The sequence below is a fragment of the Sivoneniella epilithica UHCC 1019 genome, from assembly GCF_040830845.1.
Classification (GTDB): Bacteria; Cyanobacteriota; Cyanobacteriia; order Leptolyngbyales; family Leptolyngbyaceae; genus ULC077BIN1.
In genome coordinates, this window is record NZ_JBFPDP010000030.1 from 46,045 (window position 1) to 64,390 (window position 18,346).

Below are 18,346 nucleotides of genomic sequence, written 5' to 3' on the forward strand. Positions count from 1 at the left end.
TGCAGCCTTACGGTTCCTGACCAGATGCTATGCCCCTACTAGTATTGGCTGGCGGACTTACGGTGGTTGACGGCGGTAACTCCGGTTAATTCTAAAATCTTGCCATAATCCACGATCGCATACAGCAGCCAGTGATCGCCGCAATCCATCCGATTTTGCACCGTACATTCGAGGTAGGACAGCGCCTCGGTCAAGATCAAACAGCCATTAGCAGCCGTTGCTGTTGCCAAATTGACAAACGGATTATTGCCCGGTGTAGCTGGCTTCAAAAAGAAGCGGCGTAAGTTTTTACCTTCTTTTAAAATATTTAGGACAAAGCGTTCGCCAGAATGGGCAAGGCAGTCTAGTTCTCGATCTTTGGCGATCGCGACTGTGATGGCGGGGGGGCTAAACCCTGCTTGCGATACCCACGAGGTGAGAAATCCTACAGGCGTGCCGCTTGATTGCGCTGTCACCACGCACAAAGACCCTGTGACTCGCCCCACTGCCTGCCCCGTGCGATCGCTCATCACATCCACACTCGCTTGTCGGGGTGCCCGAATTTTTCGGGCGCGGTTGAGGGTGCGGGCAAACTCTGCGCCAGCCTGTTCGCACTGATCCAGGGTTGCTTCCGTGGGTGCAAACTTGACGCGAATCGTTTCAAAGCCCAAGGGATAGCCCGCATCTTGGAGTTTGCTTTCAATCAGATCGACCGCTTCTCCACTCCAGCCATAGGAACCAAATACGCCAGCCACTTTGGTTTGAGTGGCAGTGGATAGGACAATTCCCAATGCCGTTTGAATTTGGGTGGGTGGATGACCTGCCAGTGTTGGGGAGCCGATGATAAAGCCATCACACTCTTTGACGGCGGCTGTAATTTCGGCTGGATCGGCAAACTCACAGTTAATGGTTTGAACGGCAACCCCAGACTGGTTTACGCCCTTAGCGATCGCGGTTGCCAGGGTTGCAGTATTGCCATAAGCCGAGGTATACAGTAGCGCCACAGTTAAATCTTTCGTTTGCTGCTGTTGACACCATCGGCGATAATCCAACGCGAGAACGCTAACGCTGTGCCGCACAACAGAACCATGCCCCGGCGCATATAACTTGGCTGGAAACGTCCTCAGCTTGTCCAGAATGGTTTCAACTTGGGGTGCTTGTGCGGCATGGAGACAGTCAAAATAATAGCGGCGATCGCCATCCAGGGTCTTCCAGTGTTCATCAAACACCGCATCGTCACAGACATGAGCGCCAAATAATTTGTCGGTATACAGCACACGAGTCGCTGGATCATAAATGCAAAGTGCGTCTGGATGACGAGGCGTGGGCACAAAGCGGAACTGAAGTTGATGCCCATTGCCCAAATCCAACACTTCTTCATCCCGAACAATATGTACCTTCAGAGTTTGATTGCCAAACTCAATTCCCAAATCTTGAGCTTCATCGTCGCGGGGAGAGGGCAACGTGAGGGATTGATTGGCAAACACCGATCGCAGCGTGTTGGCACCGGGCTTTGAACAAATCACCGTGACATAGGGAGCCATTTCTAGCAGGCGTTTGAGGGTTGCTAACCGATTGGGGTTAACATGGCTCAAAATGATGTAGTTCAACCGCTGATAGTAGAGATGATGTCCTAACTCTTCCAAAAAAAGATCAGTAAAAGACTCACCAGGTGGATCAATCAGCGACGTTTGCTCTGCCTGAATCAGATAAGAGTTTGCTGTAGTGCCTTTTTGACGAGCATATTCAGTTTCAAACTTAAGCCGTTCCCAGGTGCGCGATCGCAGCACCGTCGTGCCAGCACCCATCTCAGCAACTTGAACATCACGCGGTTTAAAGTCAGCCATAGGTTAAGCAAGGAATAAAAGCAAAGGGACAAATAGCAAAGAAAATGAGCGATGAGGAATAAGGAATATTGATTAAACCGTCTATCTATTATTGTTTGATACACCACTAGAAGGTGCAGCAGTTTCCGTCATCATCAAAGCAATGTCAGGTTGCTCAGAACCTCTATGATTTTCCCCTGTTCCGCCCTCTCGCGAAAGTCGTCGTCTTCTGGACAGTCGTTTTTCTGGATCAACACCTTCAAAGGTAGGCGGCAGCCAAACGCGAATGATCAGCAACGCCCCCAGCACCAGCAAAAAGGCACAGGCAGACAGTACTTGATTCCAGGGCACCTCTAACACGCCCCGCACAATCACTTCCCGCAACACAGACACGATCGCCACTTCCACAGCCACCCCAATCGAAACCCGTTGTTCTTGCAAGTAAATAATTAGGAAGCGAAACAATTCCACCAAAATTAGCAGAAACAAAATATCAGCAGTCACTTCTTGAAAATCTAAGGGTGGCAGTAGAGACAAAAACATGCTTCGGAGTTGCAGCACCATAACGCAGAACAGACCAATGCAGAGAGAAATAATGAATTAAATCCTGAACAATTTCTAGGGCGTGTACGACGCGATTAATCCAGGTCGGTTGCGAAGATATCGGTGGGCTTAAAGACGGTTGCATGGACAGATCCTTCATCAAGTACAGACATATAGTAAAGCTACTCTCAAAATAACTTATATATGAGTCACTATCTCATTGGAAAAACCTATGATTTCGATTGATAGGTCGCAGCAATATAGGACACCTTGATTAAGAAAGATGGTAAGTTTCAGGTTGCCATCAGTACTCTGATGACTAAAGAAATAGGCTTGCAGTCACTTGAATTTTGAGCGATCGCGCTTTTGAAGAGATAATACTCACCGCGATCGTCTGAAAAAGGCAATGCTTCCTTGGTTGAGAACTCAAAACTCAAAATATCTTCTACAGAGACACTACACGAACAAAACTCGGCATTGCTGAATGCAGATATGATTTTCATGGGTAGGGTGTGCCTACCCTTGCTGGGATCAGGGCAACCACAAGGGATTGCCCCTACAATTTCATATCTAGATTCAGCAACGACCAAAACTCCATTAATAGTGATTGCCAACCTTACGGTGATGCACGGCGGTCAAGCCGTCGGTTTTGGAAACCCGCCCCATATCTACGCTGCTGTAAACAATCCAGTGATCGCTGCCTTCCATGCGGCTAATCACCTCACATTCCAGGTATGCCAAGGAATCCGCTAGGATTGGGCAACCATTGGAAGCGGGATAGATTTTGATGCCTGCAAAGCGATCGCCACCCGGTGGAAAGCGCTTCAAGAAGTGCCTCATCAAAGGCTGATAGTTGCCTTCTTCGAGAATGTTGAGGACAAAGCGATCTCCCACGTGCATGAAGGATTCGATCGCCCGATCTTTGGCGACGGCGATCGTAATGCCAATCGGCTCTAAGCTAGCTTGGGCAACCCAAGAGGCTAGCATGGCGCTGGAAGCTTCACCCTTTTTCGCAGTGATGATGTAGAGTCCGCCGCTGAGCCGTCCCAAAGCTTTATCCAGATCGTTATCTAGGGATTTCATTTGCTTGATGCTGCGATCGCGGGTCAACCATTGCCCTAAATCAGTTCCGGCTTCTTCGCACAGTTGGTAGGTGGCTTCTGTCGGTGTTTCTTTGATCAAAATCGGCGGAAAGGCTTCAACCACGCCAATCTCTTGTAGCTTATTTCGCAATGGATAGACGGATTCATCATCGCCGCCGCCCGATTCAAATAGACCAAAGGCTTGTTTAGCATGGGTCGCCGCTAAAATGGTGCTGAGTAATGCTTGAGTTTGGGCGGCGTAAACTGCCGATTGGGGCGGCATCCCAATCACAATCCCAGCGGCAATCCCCACCAATTCCCGCACTTCCTGGGGATCGGTTTCTAACAAATCAATCAGTTCCACCACCACGTCTGTTTTGGCAACCCCTTGGGCAACGGCATGAACCAGGCGATCGCTACAGCCATACTCAGACACATAAAAAAATGCGACCGTAGTTGCTGCCTTTGCCTGCTCTTGACTCCAGGTGCGATAGCGCCCGACTAAATCCTCAACGTGATATTGCAACAAGGGACCGTGCCCAGTCGCAATTTGGGCGATCGGTGGCAGATCGCCCATCCGCTTTAGCGCTGCCAAAACCGAACGAGCATTGGGACCCATGAGGCAGTCGTAATAGGTTTTGTAGTCGGCGTTAAGTAGCTTCAAATCTTCGTCATAGGTTTGATCATCACAGTAGTGCATGCCAAACACATCGCAGGTGAAAAGAGTCTGCGTCTTATGATCATAAGTGAGGATGGTATCTGGCCAATGCAGGTTAGGCGCGGAGACAAATTCCAGTTCGTGTCCATTGCCCAAATCCAGCCGTTCGCCGCTTTTAACCAGTTTTCTTTGAAAGGGGAAATGGATCAAATCATCCAAGAACTGCATGGCAACTTTGGCACCCACCACAATGATGTTGGGGTTGAGTTCCAACATATCTTTGACTAAGCCGCTGTGGTCGGGTTCAGTGTGGCTAATGACGAGATAATCAATGTCAGCCGGATCGATCAAGCCCGTTAAGGTGTCTAAATATAGTTGGCGGAATTTTTCGTGGGAGGTATCGACCAGTGCTACCTTCTCGCCGCGTATCAGGAAAGAGTTGTAGGTCGTGCCGTTTTCTAGCGCAAATTCAATATCAAACCGATCGCGATCCCAATCGAGGGAGCGAATTGCCGTGGTATCAGCAGCAATCGCAACAGTTTGCATGGTCAGCCGGGTGGATGCTTTTTCTCGAAGTGCTACCATGATCAACCTCTCTTAGTCAGTAATTAAAAAAAAGTTGTCTATTCTTTTATCTTGAACGGCGATCTGAGTTTTGTAAAGTTTTGTTAGGTGAAGTTACTTATCAGTCTAGCTTATCGTTTTTAAGGGCTGCTTTTTAGCATGATCGATGTTTGGACAGCGCTGGTGATTGGCAATTCGCGGCTGCACTGGGCAGAATTTAGCGGCGATCGCCTCCGAAAAACTTGGGATACGCCCCACGCCAATCAGGATCAAACCGAGTTCTTGCAAAACCGTGAGCTTTGGATCGCCTCCGTAGTGCCGTTACAAAATCAGTTGTGGCAAGCCCATCCTCGCGCTCACTTTATCAGCCTCGAACAAGTGCCCCTAAAAGGAATGTATCCCACTTTTGGCATTGATCGCGCCCTTGCGTTGTGGGGTGCCATCCAAACCATAGGGTGCCCCGTTCTCGTGATTGATGCCGGAACCGCCCTCACCTTGACCGGAGCCAGTGGCGATCGCCTCATCGGCGGAGCCATTCTACCCGGATTAAAGCTACAATTCCAATCCCTTAACCAAGGCACTGCCGCCCTCCCCTCTTCCCTCTTCCCCCTTCCCTCTTCCCTTCCCCCCCGTTGGGCACTCACCACCGAAGCCGCGATCGCCAGCGGCATTCTGCATACGGTTGTTGCCGGATTGCACTCCTTTATTCACGATTGGCGGCAGACCTATCCAACCAGCGCGGTTGTGTTGACGGGCGGTGATAGCGATCGCATTCATGCCTACTTGCAAGTTCTCCATCCAGACCTAGCCGATTCAGTGAAGCTAAATCCCCATCTTGCCTTCAGCGGGATACAAGCCATTCGGCAAAATTCAAGGCAAGACTAATGAGATTTTCGCCATCAACAGCAGGCATAGAAAATATATGACAAGAATTTGCAATAAAATTTTAGAGAATGGTATAACTCTAAATGCAAAAGTGACGGTTAGTATCTGCAATGCCTGCATTCAAAAATTTTGGCGAAGGAAAGCGTTGGGGGAGGAGGCAGTTTTTACAAGCAGGGTTAGGAGGTGCGGTTTTAGTGGGCGCCGCTGGCAGTTATCACTGGCAGAATCAGCGATCGCGTCAACTAGTGCGAGTGCCACCATTGCCCACAGATACGCCCACCTATGGCAATGGCATCAACCCGATGCAGGCGCTACGGGACTTTGACTATGGCACCGTTAAACAAGAAAACGGGCGCACCGTTCGCGAGTTTCGGATGATTGCTGGCACTTCGCCATTGCAGTTAAACAGTGCCGTGTCCTACATTACCTGGAACTATAACGGACGGGTGCCCGGTCCAACGTTACGGGCGCGGGAGGGCGATCGCATTCGAGTCTTGTTTCTCAACCAAGGCGGACATGCGCACACCATACACTTTCACGGCATCCATCCCAGCAACATGGATGGAGTTCGCCCCATCAGCAACGGCAAAGCTTTTATCTACGAGTTTGACGCGGTGCCCTACGGGTTGCATCTCTATCACTGCCACATTGCACCCGTTACTCGCCACATTGGTAAGGGACTGCACGGTGTATTGATCATCGACCCCAAGGAAGGTCGCTCCCCTGCCGACGAGATTGTGCTGGTGATGAATGCTTACGATATCAAAGACCGACAGCGGAATGATCTGTATGCCTTTAATGGTCTGCCTCACTACTACATGCGCCATCCCATCCCGATTTATCAACATCAACTGGTGCGCCTGTATTTACTGAATATGGTTGAATTTGATCCAGCGCTGACCTTTCATATTCATGCCAACTTTTTTCGGGTCTACCCAACCGGGATGGTTCTCAAACCCACTCACGAAGCCGATGTGATTACCATGGGCACGGCGGAGCGGCATATTTTAGAGTTTGCCTATCCCTATGCCGGCAAATATATGTTTCACCCGCATCAAGACGCGATCGCCGAGGCAGGTTGCATGGGAATGTTTGACGTGATTCCTCAAAGCACTTGAAAATAATTTGCAAATTTATTGACATTAGTAGTCAAAAGTATGAGGATAATATCTACTTACTTTGACAAGCTGTCTTAGATCGTCTCCTGTGAGAGGCGCTCAGGGTCGCTTGATCGAGAGCATCCATGAATTTATCAGGAGCCGTAGCAATGGGAATTTTTCATCGCTTGATTCGATATGCTTTTTTGGCGCTATCCATTGGCGCACTCGTGATTGGAATTAAAGCATGCAGTCCCTCAGTCTCGAATCAACCAACGGCTCCTTCTTCGCCCGTTGCCATGTCGCCGAGCGGGTCGATGGCGATGGGAAATAAACCCAAAATCAACATTAATACGGCTATCTTGTCTGAGCTTGACAAACTGGAAGCGGCGTTGGGGGTGCCTGCGCTCTCCAACAAAATTCAAGCCAGTCGCCCCTATGGAAGCATTGAGGATTTAGTGAGCAAGAAAGTAATTAGTCAAGCGCAATTTGATCAGATCAAAAATCAAGTCACCATCGAGGAAGTTGTATTGACGGGTGAAGCAAGAGATGTGGACTACATGACAAAGCTAGCCTTGATGAAAGGACACATGATAGTCGCAGGTGAGTTGCTGGCATTAAACAAACCCGATCAGGCAGAGCCGCATATTGGGCACCCGGTTGAAGAGATTTATGTGGATTTAGAAGAGCAGTTTCAAGAGCGCAAGGTGGAAGACTTTAAAGGAGTGCTGACCCAAGTGCAAGATCTGGTCAAGTCTAAGCCTAATGATCCTCAAGTCAAAACTCAGTATGACGAGGCAATGAAGGCGATCGATCAGGCGATCGCGGCTTTACCCGAAACCCAACGTCAATCTGCCAACTTCTCGCTGCAAGTGATCAATGGCTTACTAGAAACCGCAACGGCTGAATATACCGCCTCGATCGCGGATGGTAAAATTAGCGCCCCGATTGAATATCAAGACTCTCGTGGCTTCGTTGCCTACGCTCAAGATACCGTTTACAAAAGCATTGCCGATCAAGTCAAGCAAGCCGATCCCAAAGCAGACGAGCAGATCGTTACGTCCTTCACTGGATTAAGAAAGGCGTGGCCCTCTGCAATTCCACCCGTTACGCCCGTGCTAACAGCCGATCAGGTGGCTGCAAAAGTCAAGCAAATTGAAATGACCAGTGCCCCAATGCTGCAAGCTTCGATCGCCCAATAATACTGCAAGAATCTATCGCCCAAAAAGGACACCATGGACTTTAGCTCTGTTTTACCCACCTTTGTGATCACGTTGCGAGAAGGCGTTGAAGCGGTGCTGGTGATTGGGATTGTGCTTGCCTGTCTCAAAAAAGCCAAGCAAACTCGGCTCAACCGTTGGGTTTACTTGGGCGTGATTGCTGGGATTGCGGTGAGTGCATTGATTGGATTCCTGTTTGGCTGGCTGATCAAAGTACTCGGAGCCGCTAGCCCGGTCGCGGAACCTTTACTAGAAGGCGTGTTTAGCCTGATCGCAGTGGTTTTCTTGAGTTGGATGCTGGTATGGATGACTCAGCAAGCGCGATCGATGAAAAGCCAAGTGGAAGACTCGGTTTCCAGTGCTTTGAAGCAGGGAGGGGCATTAGGAGTGTTCTGGCTGATTTTCATTGCCGTGTTGCGAGAAGGCTTCGAGACTGTAGTTTTTGTCCTGGCGAAGTTTGAGCAAGGATTTTTGCCTGCGCTGGGAGCCTTAGCCGGATTGGCGACTGCTGCTGCAATTGGGGTGCTGCTGTTTAAATGGGGCGTTAAGCTCAATCTGCGCGTGTTCTTTAAAGCAATGGGAATTTTGCTCTTGCTGGTGGTGGCAGGGTTAGTGGTAACCGCGCTGGGTCACTTTGATACAGTGATGACTACTCTTTCCAGCCAAAGTCGAGCTTCAGCATCAATGTGTTTTTATTATGAGCGCTTTACCAAGGTGCATTCTTGCATTTTGGGTCCCAAAGTGTGGGATTTGGGGCTGGTGTTGCCCGACGATCGCTTTCCTGGAGCGATTCTTAGCGCGTTGTTTGGCTATACTCAGCGGCTTTATTTGGTGCAGGCGATCGCTTATGTTCTGTTCTTATTGACGGTGGGCGGATTTTACTTTCAAAGTCTATCTGGTCGCAGCCCATTCACTAAAAAGCAGTTGCCACCTTCTGCCCCATCCCAAGCCTCATCACGAGTTGAGTAACGCCAGCAGATCTGCTTCCGAGAGTAAAGCAATGCCGAGGGATTGGGCTTTCTCCAGCTTGGAGCCTGCCTCTTCACCTGCCACCACATAACTCGTTTTTTTGCTGACCGATTCCGTCACTTTGCCGCCTGCGTTTTGAATCAAAGCTTTTGCTTGATCGCGTTTAAGGGTAGGCAGGGTGCCGGTGATCACGAAGGTTTTGCCGGAAAGAAGTTGGGGAAGTTCTGAGTTTTGAAGGTTGAGTTTTGAGTGGAATTCTAAGCCAGTGATTTGGAGGCGTTGAATCAGGTCGTGGTTGGCGGGGTTTTGGAACCATTGGTGAACGGATTGGGCAATCTCTGTGCCAATGCCATATACGGAGGCGATCGCGTCGATGGTAGCGTGAGATAGGGCTTCAATGCTGGTGAACTGTTGGGTTAACACTTGCGCATTAACGCTACCCACATGTCGAATGCCTAAGCCATACAGCACTCGTGCCCAGGGCTGCTGTTTAGAAGCGGCGATCGCGCTGACCAATTTCTCTGCCGACTTTTGCCCCATGCGCTCCAACGTCATCAGTTGCTCAACAGTGATGTCATATAAATCCGCCACGGATTGCACCAAGCCCGTATCCACAAATTGCAGCACCCACTTTTCGCCCAGTCCATTGATATCCATCGCGTCGCGGCTTGCCCAATGCTCCACGGATCCCCGGACGATCGCCGGACAGGAGGCATTGATACAGCGGGTCACGGCTTCGGTTTCTGGCTTAACCAGGGGTTGGCTACATTCGGGGCAGTGGGTCGGCATTTGAAACGGTTCGGTGCCAGCAGGACGCAGTTCATACAGCACTCGCACCACTTCCGGGATGATTTCCCCGGCTTTGCGAATGATCACCGTATCCCCCACGCGAATATCCAGTTCGGCAACGCGATCGCGATTGTGTAGCGTCGCCCGTGCCACAGTGGTTCCCGCCAACAGCACCGGGCGCATTTCTGCCAGCGGCGTGACGGCTCCAGTCCGCCCCACATTCACACTGATCTTTTCTAACACCGTGGGCGCTTCTTCTGCTGGATACTTGAGCGCGATCGCCCAGCGGGGAAACTTTTGGGTAAAGCCCAACTGAGCTTGCAGTATCAGAGAGTTCAGCTTGACCACTACGCCATCGGTCATATAGGGCAGATTCCGCCGCTCAATCGACCAGCGCTCGCAAAACGCCATCACCTCTAATAGGCTGGAGCAAAGCGCCCCCTCCGGATTCACTCGAAAGCCCAGTTGCTTCAGCGTTTGCAAAACATCCCATTGAGTTGAGGGAGCCAAGATTCCCCCCTGTCCTCTGTCCCCTGTTTCCTGTCCCCTATACCCCTCGCCCCTTGCCCCTTGCCCCTCGTCCTGTATCTGTAACGTATAGGCAAAAAAGTCTAGCTTTCGTTTTGCTACAATCTTGGAATCTAGTTGCCGTAATGTTCCCGCCGCTGCGTTTCGAGGATTGGCAAACAAGGCTTCCCCTGCCTGCGATCGCTCCTGGTTAATTTGGGCAAACGAGTTGAGGGGCAAAAAGGCTTCACCGCGCACTTCCACCAAGGCTGGCGGGTTTTCTAAGTTGAGCCGGAGGGGAATGGAGCGAATCGCCTTCACATTTTGAGTAATGTCTTCACCCGCAATGCCATCGCCGCGAGTGGCTCCCCGCACCAATACGCCATTTTCATAGGTGAGCGCAATGGAAGAGCCATCAATTTTGAGTTCGCAGACATATTCTAGGGCGTGGGATGCAGGATCATCCGATAGCTGAGGATTCGCTGCGAATCGTTGCCGCTGAATTCGTCCTTCCCATTTTGTCAAATCTTCGTTGCCAAAGGCATTTTCTAGACTGTAGAGGGGAATGTTGTGGCGAACGGAGGTAAACTGGCTGGCTGGGCGTTCTCCGATGCGCTGAGTTGGGCTATCGGGCGTAATCAGGGAGGGGTACTGAGTTTCTAGAGCAATCAGTTCGTGATAGAGCGTGTCGTATACTGCATCTTCAAGCACGGGAGCATCCAGCAGATAGTAGGCATAGCTCGCATCTTGCAGTAATTGCCGCAGTTCTTGGAGACGTTGCTCGATCGCTGCCGGAATTGGTTCCAGGAAGGTCAGTTGCTCGGTTGAATCCATCTATTCACAAAAATCAGATTACAAAAATTAGGTCTATTCTCACTCAGTTTAGCGAGGTGCAAGCAAGCGGTCATCAAATTTTGCTAGCGATCGCCCCAAATTGTCAAAGATCCGTTATCCTGCGATGTAATTAAACGATGTAACTTGGACTGGATGAATCGATGCAGCTTTGGCTAACCAGTTTTGTTTTGTTGTTTGGAGCAGTAGAGTTTTGGCAGTGGGTGCAGCAGGTATCCTTGCCAATGCCGTTTTTTGTGCTGGGTGGGGCGCTTTTGGCGATCGCCTCCAACTATGACAAGTTCTCAAAACTGCCCTTTCATCTAGACTCTCAAGCACTCGATCCTCAAACGAAACAAGCTACTGTGACTCAAGCCAATCAAGCGGCTATACCTGCTAATCCTCAAAAGCCCTCTGTAAAGTCATCGGTGCGCTCTAGCCCCATCTCTTTTGAAATTCAAAAGCCGTTCCAACCCAAGGATTAAGCATCATCCAGTTCCCTCGCCTGATTAGTTTCAAGATACAAGCTTGCTTCCCGCAGGGTGGGTTAATTTTGGCGTTCTCAAAGTTGACGGTTCACTCGCCTCAATTGATTAGAGAATGAATACAGCCTGTCACTTGGTACAAATTTCGTTATGGCTACCTTACCCGCCAACGCAAAAGATTTATTAGCTGATTTAATTGCTCGGTATTGTTCCCAGGTGGACTATTTGGCGATTCGCCTAGAAGCCGCAGAAGGAACCGATATTTTGCTGCGAGGTAATAAAATTGAAACTTTGAGTGAAGGGATTTCGATTGGGGGGAATGTGAGGGCTTGCCATAAGGGTGGTTGGGGATTTGCCAGCTTTAATCGGCTTGCCACTCTCAAAGAACAAGTTGAAGCCGCGATCGCCGCTGCTCGATTAGTAGGCGATGACGAAACTCTGTTGGCACCCGTCAATCCCATTCAAGACATTTGCATTTTTCCCTTAATCGGCAGCGATCCCCGACAGATTCCTTTGGCACAGAAAAAAGCTTTGTGTCAGCACTATGGTGAAATTTTACGGAGCGTTAGCCCCCAAATTGCTACGACCTCAGTCCGCTATGGCGACAGCGCTCAGCGAATTATTTTGGCAACCTCCGATGGCACGATGCTAGAGCAGTCATGGGTAGATATGGAAATGCGCTATGCCGCCACCGCTCGAAACGGCGATCGCGTGCAAACTGGACGTGAAACTACGGGTTCTCGCAAAGCCTACGAAGACTTGAGTGGACTAGATACTCAAGTACGTAGTGCTGCCCAACGCGCTGTTAATTCTTTGGCATTGCCGACTGTCAAAGGCAACACCTACACCGTGGTAATTGACCCAATTTTGACCGGGTTGTTTGTCCATGAAGCCTTTGGGCATTTGTCTGAAGCTGATATGACCTATGAAAACCCTGATCTCCTGGAGACAATGAGCCTGGGTCGGCAGTTTGGTTCAAAAGAGTTGCAAATTTTTGATGGGGCTGCTCCCGAAGGTCATCGTGGCAGCTATGCCTATGACGACGAAGGTACTCCCGCTACAACCACTCAATTGATCAAGGATGGGGTATTAGTCGGACGGCTGCATTCTCGCGAAACCGCAGGCAAACTCGGAGAAGCACCCACAGGAAATGCCCGATGCTTAAACTATCACTATCCACCGATTGTCCGCATGACCAATACTTGGATTGAACCGGGCAAAACTCCTGTTACAGATTTGTTTGATGGCATTCAAGAGGGCGTGTATGCCTGTAACTGGCTGGGCGGGATGACCAATGGCGAAATGTTTACCTTTGCCGCTGGCGAAGCCTGGATGATCCGCGATGGCAAAATTGCCGAGCCGGTGCGCGATGTCACCCTGTCGGGAAATGCCTTTAAAACTCTGGCAAATATTGAAGCGATCGGGAATGACTTTTTTTGGGATGAGTCAGGCGGCTGCGGCAAGGGTGGACAAAATGGGTTATCCGTAGGCTGTGGCGGTCCTAGCTTGCGGGTGCGAAATGTGGTTGTAGGCGGCGAAGCGGTGGAGTAGAGGGAACAGGGAACAGGGAAGAGAATCTTGGCGTTGCTGAATCTAGATATGAAATTCGTAGGGGCAATCCCTTGTGGTTGCCCTTATCCCATTCAAGGGTAGGCACAAGGCGCTACCCCTACCAATGAAAATCATGTCTGCATTCAGCAATGCCAGAATCTTTTGCGGCTCTGCTATGAGCTTTGTGGAAACCTCTTCTTTTGGCGGCGGTAAACTCTCTCTGCATTATTGCTAACTGCTTGTTACAATGCGTTACATGGAGGTTGGTATCCTGCCTGGACAGCTACGAACCCCTAATCTGCAATGTTCACTGTCCCTCCACCTGAGCTAAAACAACCTGTGACTTATTTTCCTACGCTGCAAATGTCTGAAAATTTGGCTGAGCCAGTGTTTTTCACTGAGGAGCCATTGCCAGAAGGGATGTTGCTCAAACCTGCTGAGCCGCCATTGCCGGATATGGAAGCGCTTCGGTATGATGCAGACGCGATCGCCGCAGTTTACTCTCAGCGTCCGTTACAGGTTCTAAATCGGATCATTCAGATTTTTCTGCCCTTTCTCAGCTATGGGTTTGTCTGGTGGTGGAACCGGAAAGCCCCATCCGAAGCTCAGCAACGCAAACAGGCAATTTGGTTAAGGGAAATTTTGACCCGGCTTGGTCCTGCTTTTATTAAAGTGGGTCAGGCGCTTTCTACCCGTCCCGATTTGGTGCCGCCCATCTACCTAGACGAGTTAACCCAACTGCAAGATCAACTGCCCCCGTTTGATAATGCGCTTGCTTACCAATTCATTCAAGAAGAACTAGGTTTTCAGCCCCACGAAATTTATGCAGAATTAACCACAAGCCCGATCGCCGCCGCTTCATTGGGTCAAGTTTACAAAGGCAAGTTGAAAACAGGCGAAGAGGTTGCAGTCAAAGTTCAGCGTCCTGGATTGTCTGAAAGCATCGCGCTAGATATGTACATCCTGCGGCGAATGGCTGCCTTTTTAATGAGAAACGTCAAGCAAATTCGCAGCGACCTAGTTGCCATCATTGATGAATTTGCTGCCCGTATTTTTGAAGAACTAGACTACAGCCAAGAAGGACGCAACGCCGAGCGGTTTGCAGACCTGTATGGCAAGATCCCTGAAATCTACGTTCCTCGCATCTACTGGCAATACACCGGACGGCGGGTTTTGACAATGGAATGGATCACGGGCACCAAGTTAACTCAGCTAGATGCCATCCGCGAACAGGGAATTGATGCCAGCTATCTCATCTCTGTCGGCGTTCAGTGTTCTCTGCGGCAGCTTTTAGAAAACGGCTTTTTTCATGCCGATCCGCATCCGGGTAATTTGTTGGCGACCCCCGATGGCAAGTTGGCTTACCTCGACTTTGGCATGATGAGCGAGGTGACTCCAACTCAACGCTATGGGTTAATTGAAGCCGTGGTTCACTTGGTGAATCGCGACTTTGAAGGGTTGGCGAATGATTATGTTAATCTCGGTTTTTTAGATGCTGACACCGATCTAACGCCGATTATTCCAGCGTTAGCGTTTGTGTTTGATGATGCATTGGGTGCCACTGTTGCGGAAATCAATATTAAGACCATTACGGATAAACTGTCGGGTTTGATGTATGACTATCCGTTTCAGGTGCCTGCGTTTTTTGCGTTAATCATTCGATCGCTCGTGACGCTAGAAGGGATTGCCATCAACGTCGATCCAGAGTTTAAGGTTTTGAGCAAAGCCTATCCTTACGTTGCTAAGCGCTTGCTCACCGATCCTGCCCCGGAACTGCGGGCTTCCCTGCGCGATTTGCTGTTTAAGGATGAGAGCTTCCGCTGGAATCGTCTAGAAAATTTGTTGAGAAATGCACGGGATAGTAGTGATTATGACTTGGGCACAGTGCTTGACCAGACCGTTGACTATCTTTTCTCTGCACGGGGCGAGTTAATTCGATCGCAGTTAGTCGATGTGATTGTTCGAGGATTGGATACGCTGGGCAACACCGCCTTTCGCAACTTTACCTATACCGTCAGCCAACGGCTTGGGTTTGCGGTCACGCCTCCCCCGGTTTCCGCCACCGACCAAAAGACGTTTGAACACATTCAGCGAATTTGGGGCATTTTGCAAGAAACATCTGGGTTCGATCCACTGATGCTAGTGCCGGTGATTCCTCGGCTTTTAGTGAAACCGGAAACTCGCCACATGGGTCAAAAAATTGCCGAAGGATTAACACAACGGGCGTTAACGCGGCTGATTCGAGAATTTTTGCTGACCGATGAGCCTGAGAAAATTGAGGCTCGATTCCCCGCAAAAGAGCCTACGCCTAAACTTCCTCAGCTAGCCCCCGCGACCCGATAAAGTAAGAGCAGATTTAGCCAAGATTGAACGGTTTTGTCCGCTAATTTTCACCACAAAACCTGCCTCCGACCAATCCTAATCTTGAAACTGTTGGGCATAGAACCGGGCATAGCGTCCTTCTTTGTTGAGCAGTTCTGTGTGGGTGCCAGATTCTACAACGCTGCCCTGCTCCAATACCACGATGCGATCGGCGCGGCGAACAGTTGCCAAGCGGTGGGCAATGATAAACACCGTGCGGTTCTTCATTAACCGTTCTAGGGCTTGTTGCACTAGCGCTTCGGATTCTGAATCGAGGGCGGAGGTGGCTTCATCCAGAATCAAAATGCGCGGGTTGAGCAATACGGCACGGGCGATCGCCAATCGTTGGCGCTGTCCACCTGACAAATTTACTCCCCGCTCACCCACCCAAGTTTGGTATCCTTCTGGAAATTCCACAATGAATTGATCGGCATTGGCAATTTTAGCCGCTGTTTTAATCGCATCCAGATCTAAGTTGCTCTGGCCAAACGCGATATTTTGGGCGATCGTGCCAGAGAATAAAATGGTTTCTTGTGGGACGATCCCAATTTGGCGGCGCAGGCTAGGTAATGTGACATCGCAAATATCGATGCCATCCACTAAAATTTGCCCATCCTGTGGATCATAAAACCGCATCAACAGGTTTGCTAGGGTGGTTTTGCCAGCACCCGAATGACCCACCAAGGCGATCGCTTCTCCGGGCAACGCTAGCAAATTAAGCTGCTTCAGAACAGGCTGTTCAGATTTATAAGCAAACCCGACATTGCGATACTCTACCTTGCCCGTAACCGATGGCAACAAAGCGGCTCCAGGCTTTTCGACTACCGTAGGCTGCATGGAGAGCAGTTCAAACACGCGATCGATCGAGGCTTCCCCTTGTTTGAACTCGTTGTAGTTCCCCGTTACCAAGGCGATCGGATCAATCAGCATAATCACCGCTGCCAGATAGCTAACAAAATCGCTACCGGTAATATTTTGAGTCGAAACTTGCCAGCCTCCAAACAGCAGCAAAAATAGCAGCGCAAAAGCTTCTAAGGAACCCACTACAGGAGCCTGAATCGCCTTCAGCTTTTCGGTTTTATAACGAGCAAGGCGATTTTGTTCCGCTTCCCGACTAAAAAGCCCCAACATATAATCTTCGGCGGCAAAGGCTTGCACCAAGCGCATTCCGCTAAACACTTCCACCAGAAGCGCCGAGAGATTGGAAACGTTTCCTTGACTCCGGTAAGACAGCTTGCGGATGCGCTCCCCAAACCAGGTGATCAAAATTGCCATAACGGGCGCAATGATCAAGATGGTGATGGTCAGTTGCCAGTTGAGATAAATCATGTATCCCAACACCACAATTAGCTGTAAGACACTCGGCAAAAATTGATGAAATGCTTTGTTAACCACTTCACCGATGCGATCAATATCTTCGGTTATCCGATAGGCAAGATCCCCACTTTGAGCCGTTTCAAAGTAGCTGAGGCTCAACCGCTGAAGATGGGAATACACCTGAGTACGCAACTGAAAAGCAATGGCTAGAGCAGCTTTAGCCATTAAGGTATCTTGCCCATATTGAGCAATCTTTTGGACTAGAAATGCTAATGCAGCAATTCCAGCGAGTTTTGCAATTGCTGCTACTTGACCCAGAGCAATCGGTTTTGCCATCTCACCGGCTAACCACGCTAGAACAGGCCACATCGCCGTGAAAACCAACGTGCAAAGCAGAGCTTGAATGATGATTGTTTTCTGGGGGCGGATGTAAGTGAGAAGTTGCCAGTAGCGATCGCGAGCGTTCAACGGTTACTAAATTTACTTTCTTGATAAAAATGGGAAATGAATGGAGCGATCAAGAAGAGGGACACCACTAGGATAAGCGGTAGTCAGTCCTTTCCCATCGAGAAATCGGTTTCCTAAGAAGGATCTTAGGAATACAACGACCCATGACGACCCAACTTGTTCCCAGTCGCTAGCCAACATTATCTCTCAGAACGACGCAGATAAAAGTGTCCGCAGCGAGGAGAATAGCTAGGAGGGGTGTTTTACTCGTGTCACCCATACTCCGCCAGCAGATTAATGATTGCGAGACGATTGAGATTTTTTTCGCTTCCAAATCCAAAACACTAATAACCCCAATAAGCCAAATAGGACAAGCTTTGATACAGGCGCTAACCATTGATCAACGTTTTCGTAGTTTTCGCCTAACTGAAACCCTAAAAAGGTTAGTAGCGTTACCCACAGTGTGGTGCCAATCGTGGAATAAATCGTAAAGGGAATCAAGGGCATTGCGTTCAAACCAGCCGGGATGGAGATCAGCGTTCGCACTCCAGGCACCAAGCGGCATAGAAAAACTGCCATGTTGCCATGGCGATTGAACCACTCGTTGGCTTTATCAATGTCTTTTCCTGAAATTGTTAGCCACTTGCCATATCGATCGGCAAGCACTTTGATGCGTGCCTCGCTAATCGATTGCCCAGCGTAGTACCAGGGATAGGCACCAATAACCGTTCCAATTACTCCAGCGGCGACGGCGGGAATAAACTGCATTTTGCCTTGGGAGACCGTGAAACCTGCCAGTGGCATGATCAGTTCGGAGGGAATGGGTGGAAATAGGTTTTCCAGGAACATGAGTAGCCCAATGCCCAGATATCCCATTGAACTCATTGTCTCGGTTACCCACTGTGCGATCGCGTCAGACATTAGCTCAGTTTCCTTCAAGATGTCGGCTACAACCCTATCAATTTTTGCGTGACTTGCCCATCAGAACGCGATCGACTTCACGGCAAATTTAGGCAAGCTGACCCCGCTAGGGCAAAAAATGAGGATACCTAGCGAGGAAAGAACATTTTGAGTTCCCAATGCTAAATTTTGAGTAAGAACTACTCACGCAATGTGCAACTAAGAACCCTCACCCCAAACCCCTCTCCCGCAGGAGAGGCAGGGTGGTTTCATGTTAGCCAGCGAAAAACTTGATGGATTTGGTTGGCAAGATCGCGAATGCAATCAGGAATAGT

At 49.7% G+C, this 18,346-nt stretch carries 14 protein-coding genes; 7 read left to right on the forward strand and 7 right to left on the reverse strand.

The window, feature by feature from the left end; genetic code table 11:
* Nucleotides 1-38: 38 nt before the first annotated feature.
* The 4 genes from AB3R30_RS17420 to AB3R30_RS17435 form a co-directional block, all read right to left on the reverse strand.
* Nucleotides 39-1,826 carry a diflavin flavoprotein gene (locus AB3R30_RS17420; RefSeq protein ID WP_458650481.1) on the reverse strand — a complete coding sequence of 596 codons (1,788 nt, stop codon included), beginning with the start codon at nt 1,824-1,826 and terminating at the stop codon, nt 39-41.
* An 81-nt stretch (nt 1,827-1,907) separates the two neighbouring features.
* Nucleotides 1,908-2,369 (reverse strand): phosphate-starvation-inducible PsiE family protein, encoded by a 462-nt coding sequence (locus tag AB3R30_RS17425; RefSeq protein ID WP_458650482.1) that lies wholly within the window; start codon nt 2,367-2,369, stop codon nt 1,908-1,910.
* A gap of 272 nt (nt 2,370-2,641) precedes the next feature.
* Nucleotides 2,642-2,851, reverse strand: a complete 210-nt coding sequence (locus AB3R30_RS17430; protein WP_458650483.1) for a hypothetical protein — start codon at nt 2,849-2,851, stop codon at nt 2,642-2,644.
* Nucleotides 2,852-2,945: 94 nt separating this feature from the next.
* Nucleotides 2,946-4,673 (reverse strand): diflavin flavoprotein, encoded by a 1,728-nt coding sequence (locus AB3R30_RS17435; RefSeq protein ID WP_458650484.1) that lies wholly within the window; start codon nt 4,671-4,673, stop codon nt 2,946-2,948.
* 138 nt (nt 4,674-4,811) lie between these two features.
* On the opposite strand from AB3R30_RS17435, the gene AB3R30_RS17440 reads away from it, so the two are divergent.
* The 4 genes from AB3R30_RS17440 to AB3R30_RS17455 all read left to right on the forward strand — a co-directional run bounded on the left by AB3R30_RS17440 (nt 4,812) and on the right by AB3R30_RS17455 (nt 8,823).
* Nucleotides 4,812-5,537, forward strand: a complete 726-nt coding sequence (locus AB3R30_RS17440) for a pantothenate kinase (RefSeq protein WP_458650485.1) — start codon at nt 4,812-4,814, stop codon at nt 5,535-5,537.
* A 110-nt stretch (nt 5,538-5,647) separates the two neighbouring features.
* Nucleotides 5,648-6,655, forward strand: coding sequence for a multicopper oxidase domain-containing protein (locus AB3R30_RS17445; RefSeq protein WP_458650486.1), 1,008 nt, complete (start codon nt 5,648-5,650; stop codon nt 6,653-6,655).
* 125 nt (nt 6,656-6,780) lie between these two features.
* Nucleotides 6,781-7,836: a ComEA family DNA-binding protein gene (locus AB3R30_RS17450; protein WP_458650487.1), complete on the forward strand. Its 1,056-nt coding sequence runs from the start codon at nt 6,781-6,783 to the stop codon at nt 7,834-7,836.
* A 33-nt stretch (nt 7,837-7,869) separates the two neighbouring features.
* A complete protein-coding gene (locus AB3R30_RS17455) occupies nt 7,870-8,823 on the forward strand; it encodes an FTR1 family iron permease (protein ID WP_458650488.1) in 954 nt (317 codons plus the stop codon).
* On the opposite strand, the gene ligA is transcribed toward AB3R30_RS17455, so the two are convergent.
* The gene (ligA, locus tag AB3R30_RS17460) at nt 8,809-10,953 is read right to left on the reverse strand and encodes an NAD-dependent DNA ligase LigA (protein ID WP_458650489.1); all 2,145 of its coding nucleotides are present in this window, start codon (nt 10,951-10,953) and stop codon (nt 8,809-8,811) included. The two genes, AB3R30_RS17455 and ligA, sit on opposite strands and share 15 nt — an antisense overlap.
* Before the next feature lie 161 nt (nt 10,954-11,114).
* Here ligA and AB3R30_RS17465 point away from each other — a divergent pair, with 161 nt between their 5' ends.
* The 3 genes from AB3R30_RS17465 (at nt 11,115) to AB3R30_RS17475 (ending at nt 15,329) form a co-directional block, all read left to right on the forward strand.
* Complete coding sequence (locus AB3R30_RS17465; protein WP_458650490.1) at nt 11,115-11,435, forward strand: hypothetical protein; 321 nt, start codon at nt 11,115-11,117, stop codon at nt 11,433-11,435.
* Between the two features lie 150 nt (nt 11,436-11,585).
* The gene (locus AB3R30_RS17470; protein ID WP_458650491.1) at nt 11,586-12,986 is read left to right on the forward strand and encodes a TldD/PmbA family protein; all 1,401 of its coding nucleotides are present in this window, start codon (nt 11,586-11,588) and stop codon (nt 12,984-12,986) included.
* A 303-nt stretch (nt 12,987-13,289) separates the two neighbouring features.
* Nucleotides 13,290-15,329, forward strand: coding sequence for an ABC1 kinase family protein (locus tag AB3R30_RS17475; protein ID WP_458650492.1), 2,040 nt, complete (start codon nt 13,290-13,292; stop codon nt 15,327-15,329).
* Nucleotides 15,330-15,404: 75 nt separating this feature from the next.
* Here the strand turns inward: AB3R30_RS17475 and AB3R30_RS17480 are convergent, their stop codons facing one another.
* Nucleotides 15,405-17,132, reverse strand: coding sequence for an ABC transporter ATP-binding protein (locus tag AB3R30_RS17480; protein WP_458650493.1), 1,728 nt, complete (start codon nt 17,130-17,132; stop codon nt 15,405-15,407).
* Nucleotides 17,133-17,405: 273 nt separating this feature from the next.
* Complete coding sequence (locus AB3R30_RS17485; RefSeq protein WP_458650494.1) at nt 17,406-18,032, reverse strand: DedA family protein; 627 nt, start codon at nt 18,030-18,032, stop codon at nt 17,406-17,408.
* Between the last annotated feature and the right edge of the window lie 314 nt (nt 18,033-18,346).

Bases quoted from the DNA above. Each gene is read 5' to 3' on its own strand.
- AB3R30_RS17420 (WP_458650481.1), bottom strand. From the start codon at position 1,826: ATGGCTGACTTTAAACCGCGTGATGTTCAAGTTGCTGAGATGGGTGCT.
- AB3R30_RS17425 (WP_458650482.1), bottom strand. From the start codon at position 2,369: ATGGTGCTGCAACTCCGAAGCATGTTTTTGTCTCTACTGCCACCCTTA.
- AB3R30_RS17430 (WP_458650483.1), bottom strand. From the start codon at position 2,851: ATGAAAATCATATCTGCATTCAGCAATGCCGAGTTTTGTTCGTGTAGT.
- AB3R30_RS17435 (WP_458650484.1), bottom strand. From the start codon at position 4,673: ATGGTAGCACTTCGAGAAAAAGCATCCACCCGGCTGACCATGCAAACT.
- AB3R30_RS17440 (WP_458650485.1), top strand. From the start codon at position 4,812: ATGATCGATGTTTGGACAGCGCTGGTGATTGGCAATTCGCGGCTGCAC.
- AB3R30_RS17445 (WP_458650486.1), top strand. From the start codon at position 5,648: ATGCCTGCATTCAAAAATTTTGGCGAAGGAAAGCGTTGGGGGAGGAGG.
- AB3R30_RS17450 (WP_458650487.1), top strand. From the start codon at position 6,781: ATGAATTTATCAGGAGCCGTAGCAATGGGAATTTTTCATCGCTTGATT.
- AB3R30_RS17455 (WP_458650488.1), top strand. From the start codon at position 7,870: ATGGACTTTAGCTCTGTTTTACCCACCTTTGTGATCACGTTGCGAGAA.
- ligA (WP_458650489.1), bottom strand. From the start codon at position 10,953: ATGGATTCAACCGAGCAACTGACCTTCCTGGAACCAATTCCGGCAGCG.
- AB3R30_RS17465 (WP_458650490.1), top strand. From the start codon at position 11,115: ATGCAGCTTTGGCTAACCAGTTTTGTTTTGTTGTTTGGAGCAGTAGAG.
- AB3R30_RS17470 (WP_458650491.1), top strand. From the start codon at position 11,586: ATGGCTACCTTACCCGCCAACGCAAAAGATTTATTAGCTGATTTAATT.
- AB3R30_RS17475 (WP_458650492.1), top strand. From the start codon at position 13,290: ATGTTCACTGTCCCTCCACCTGAGCTAAAACAACCTGTGACTTATTTT.
- AB3R30_RS17485 (WP_458650494.1), bottom strand. From the start codon at position 18,032: ATGTCTGACGCGATCGCACAGTGGGTAACCGAGACAATGAGTTCAATG.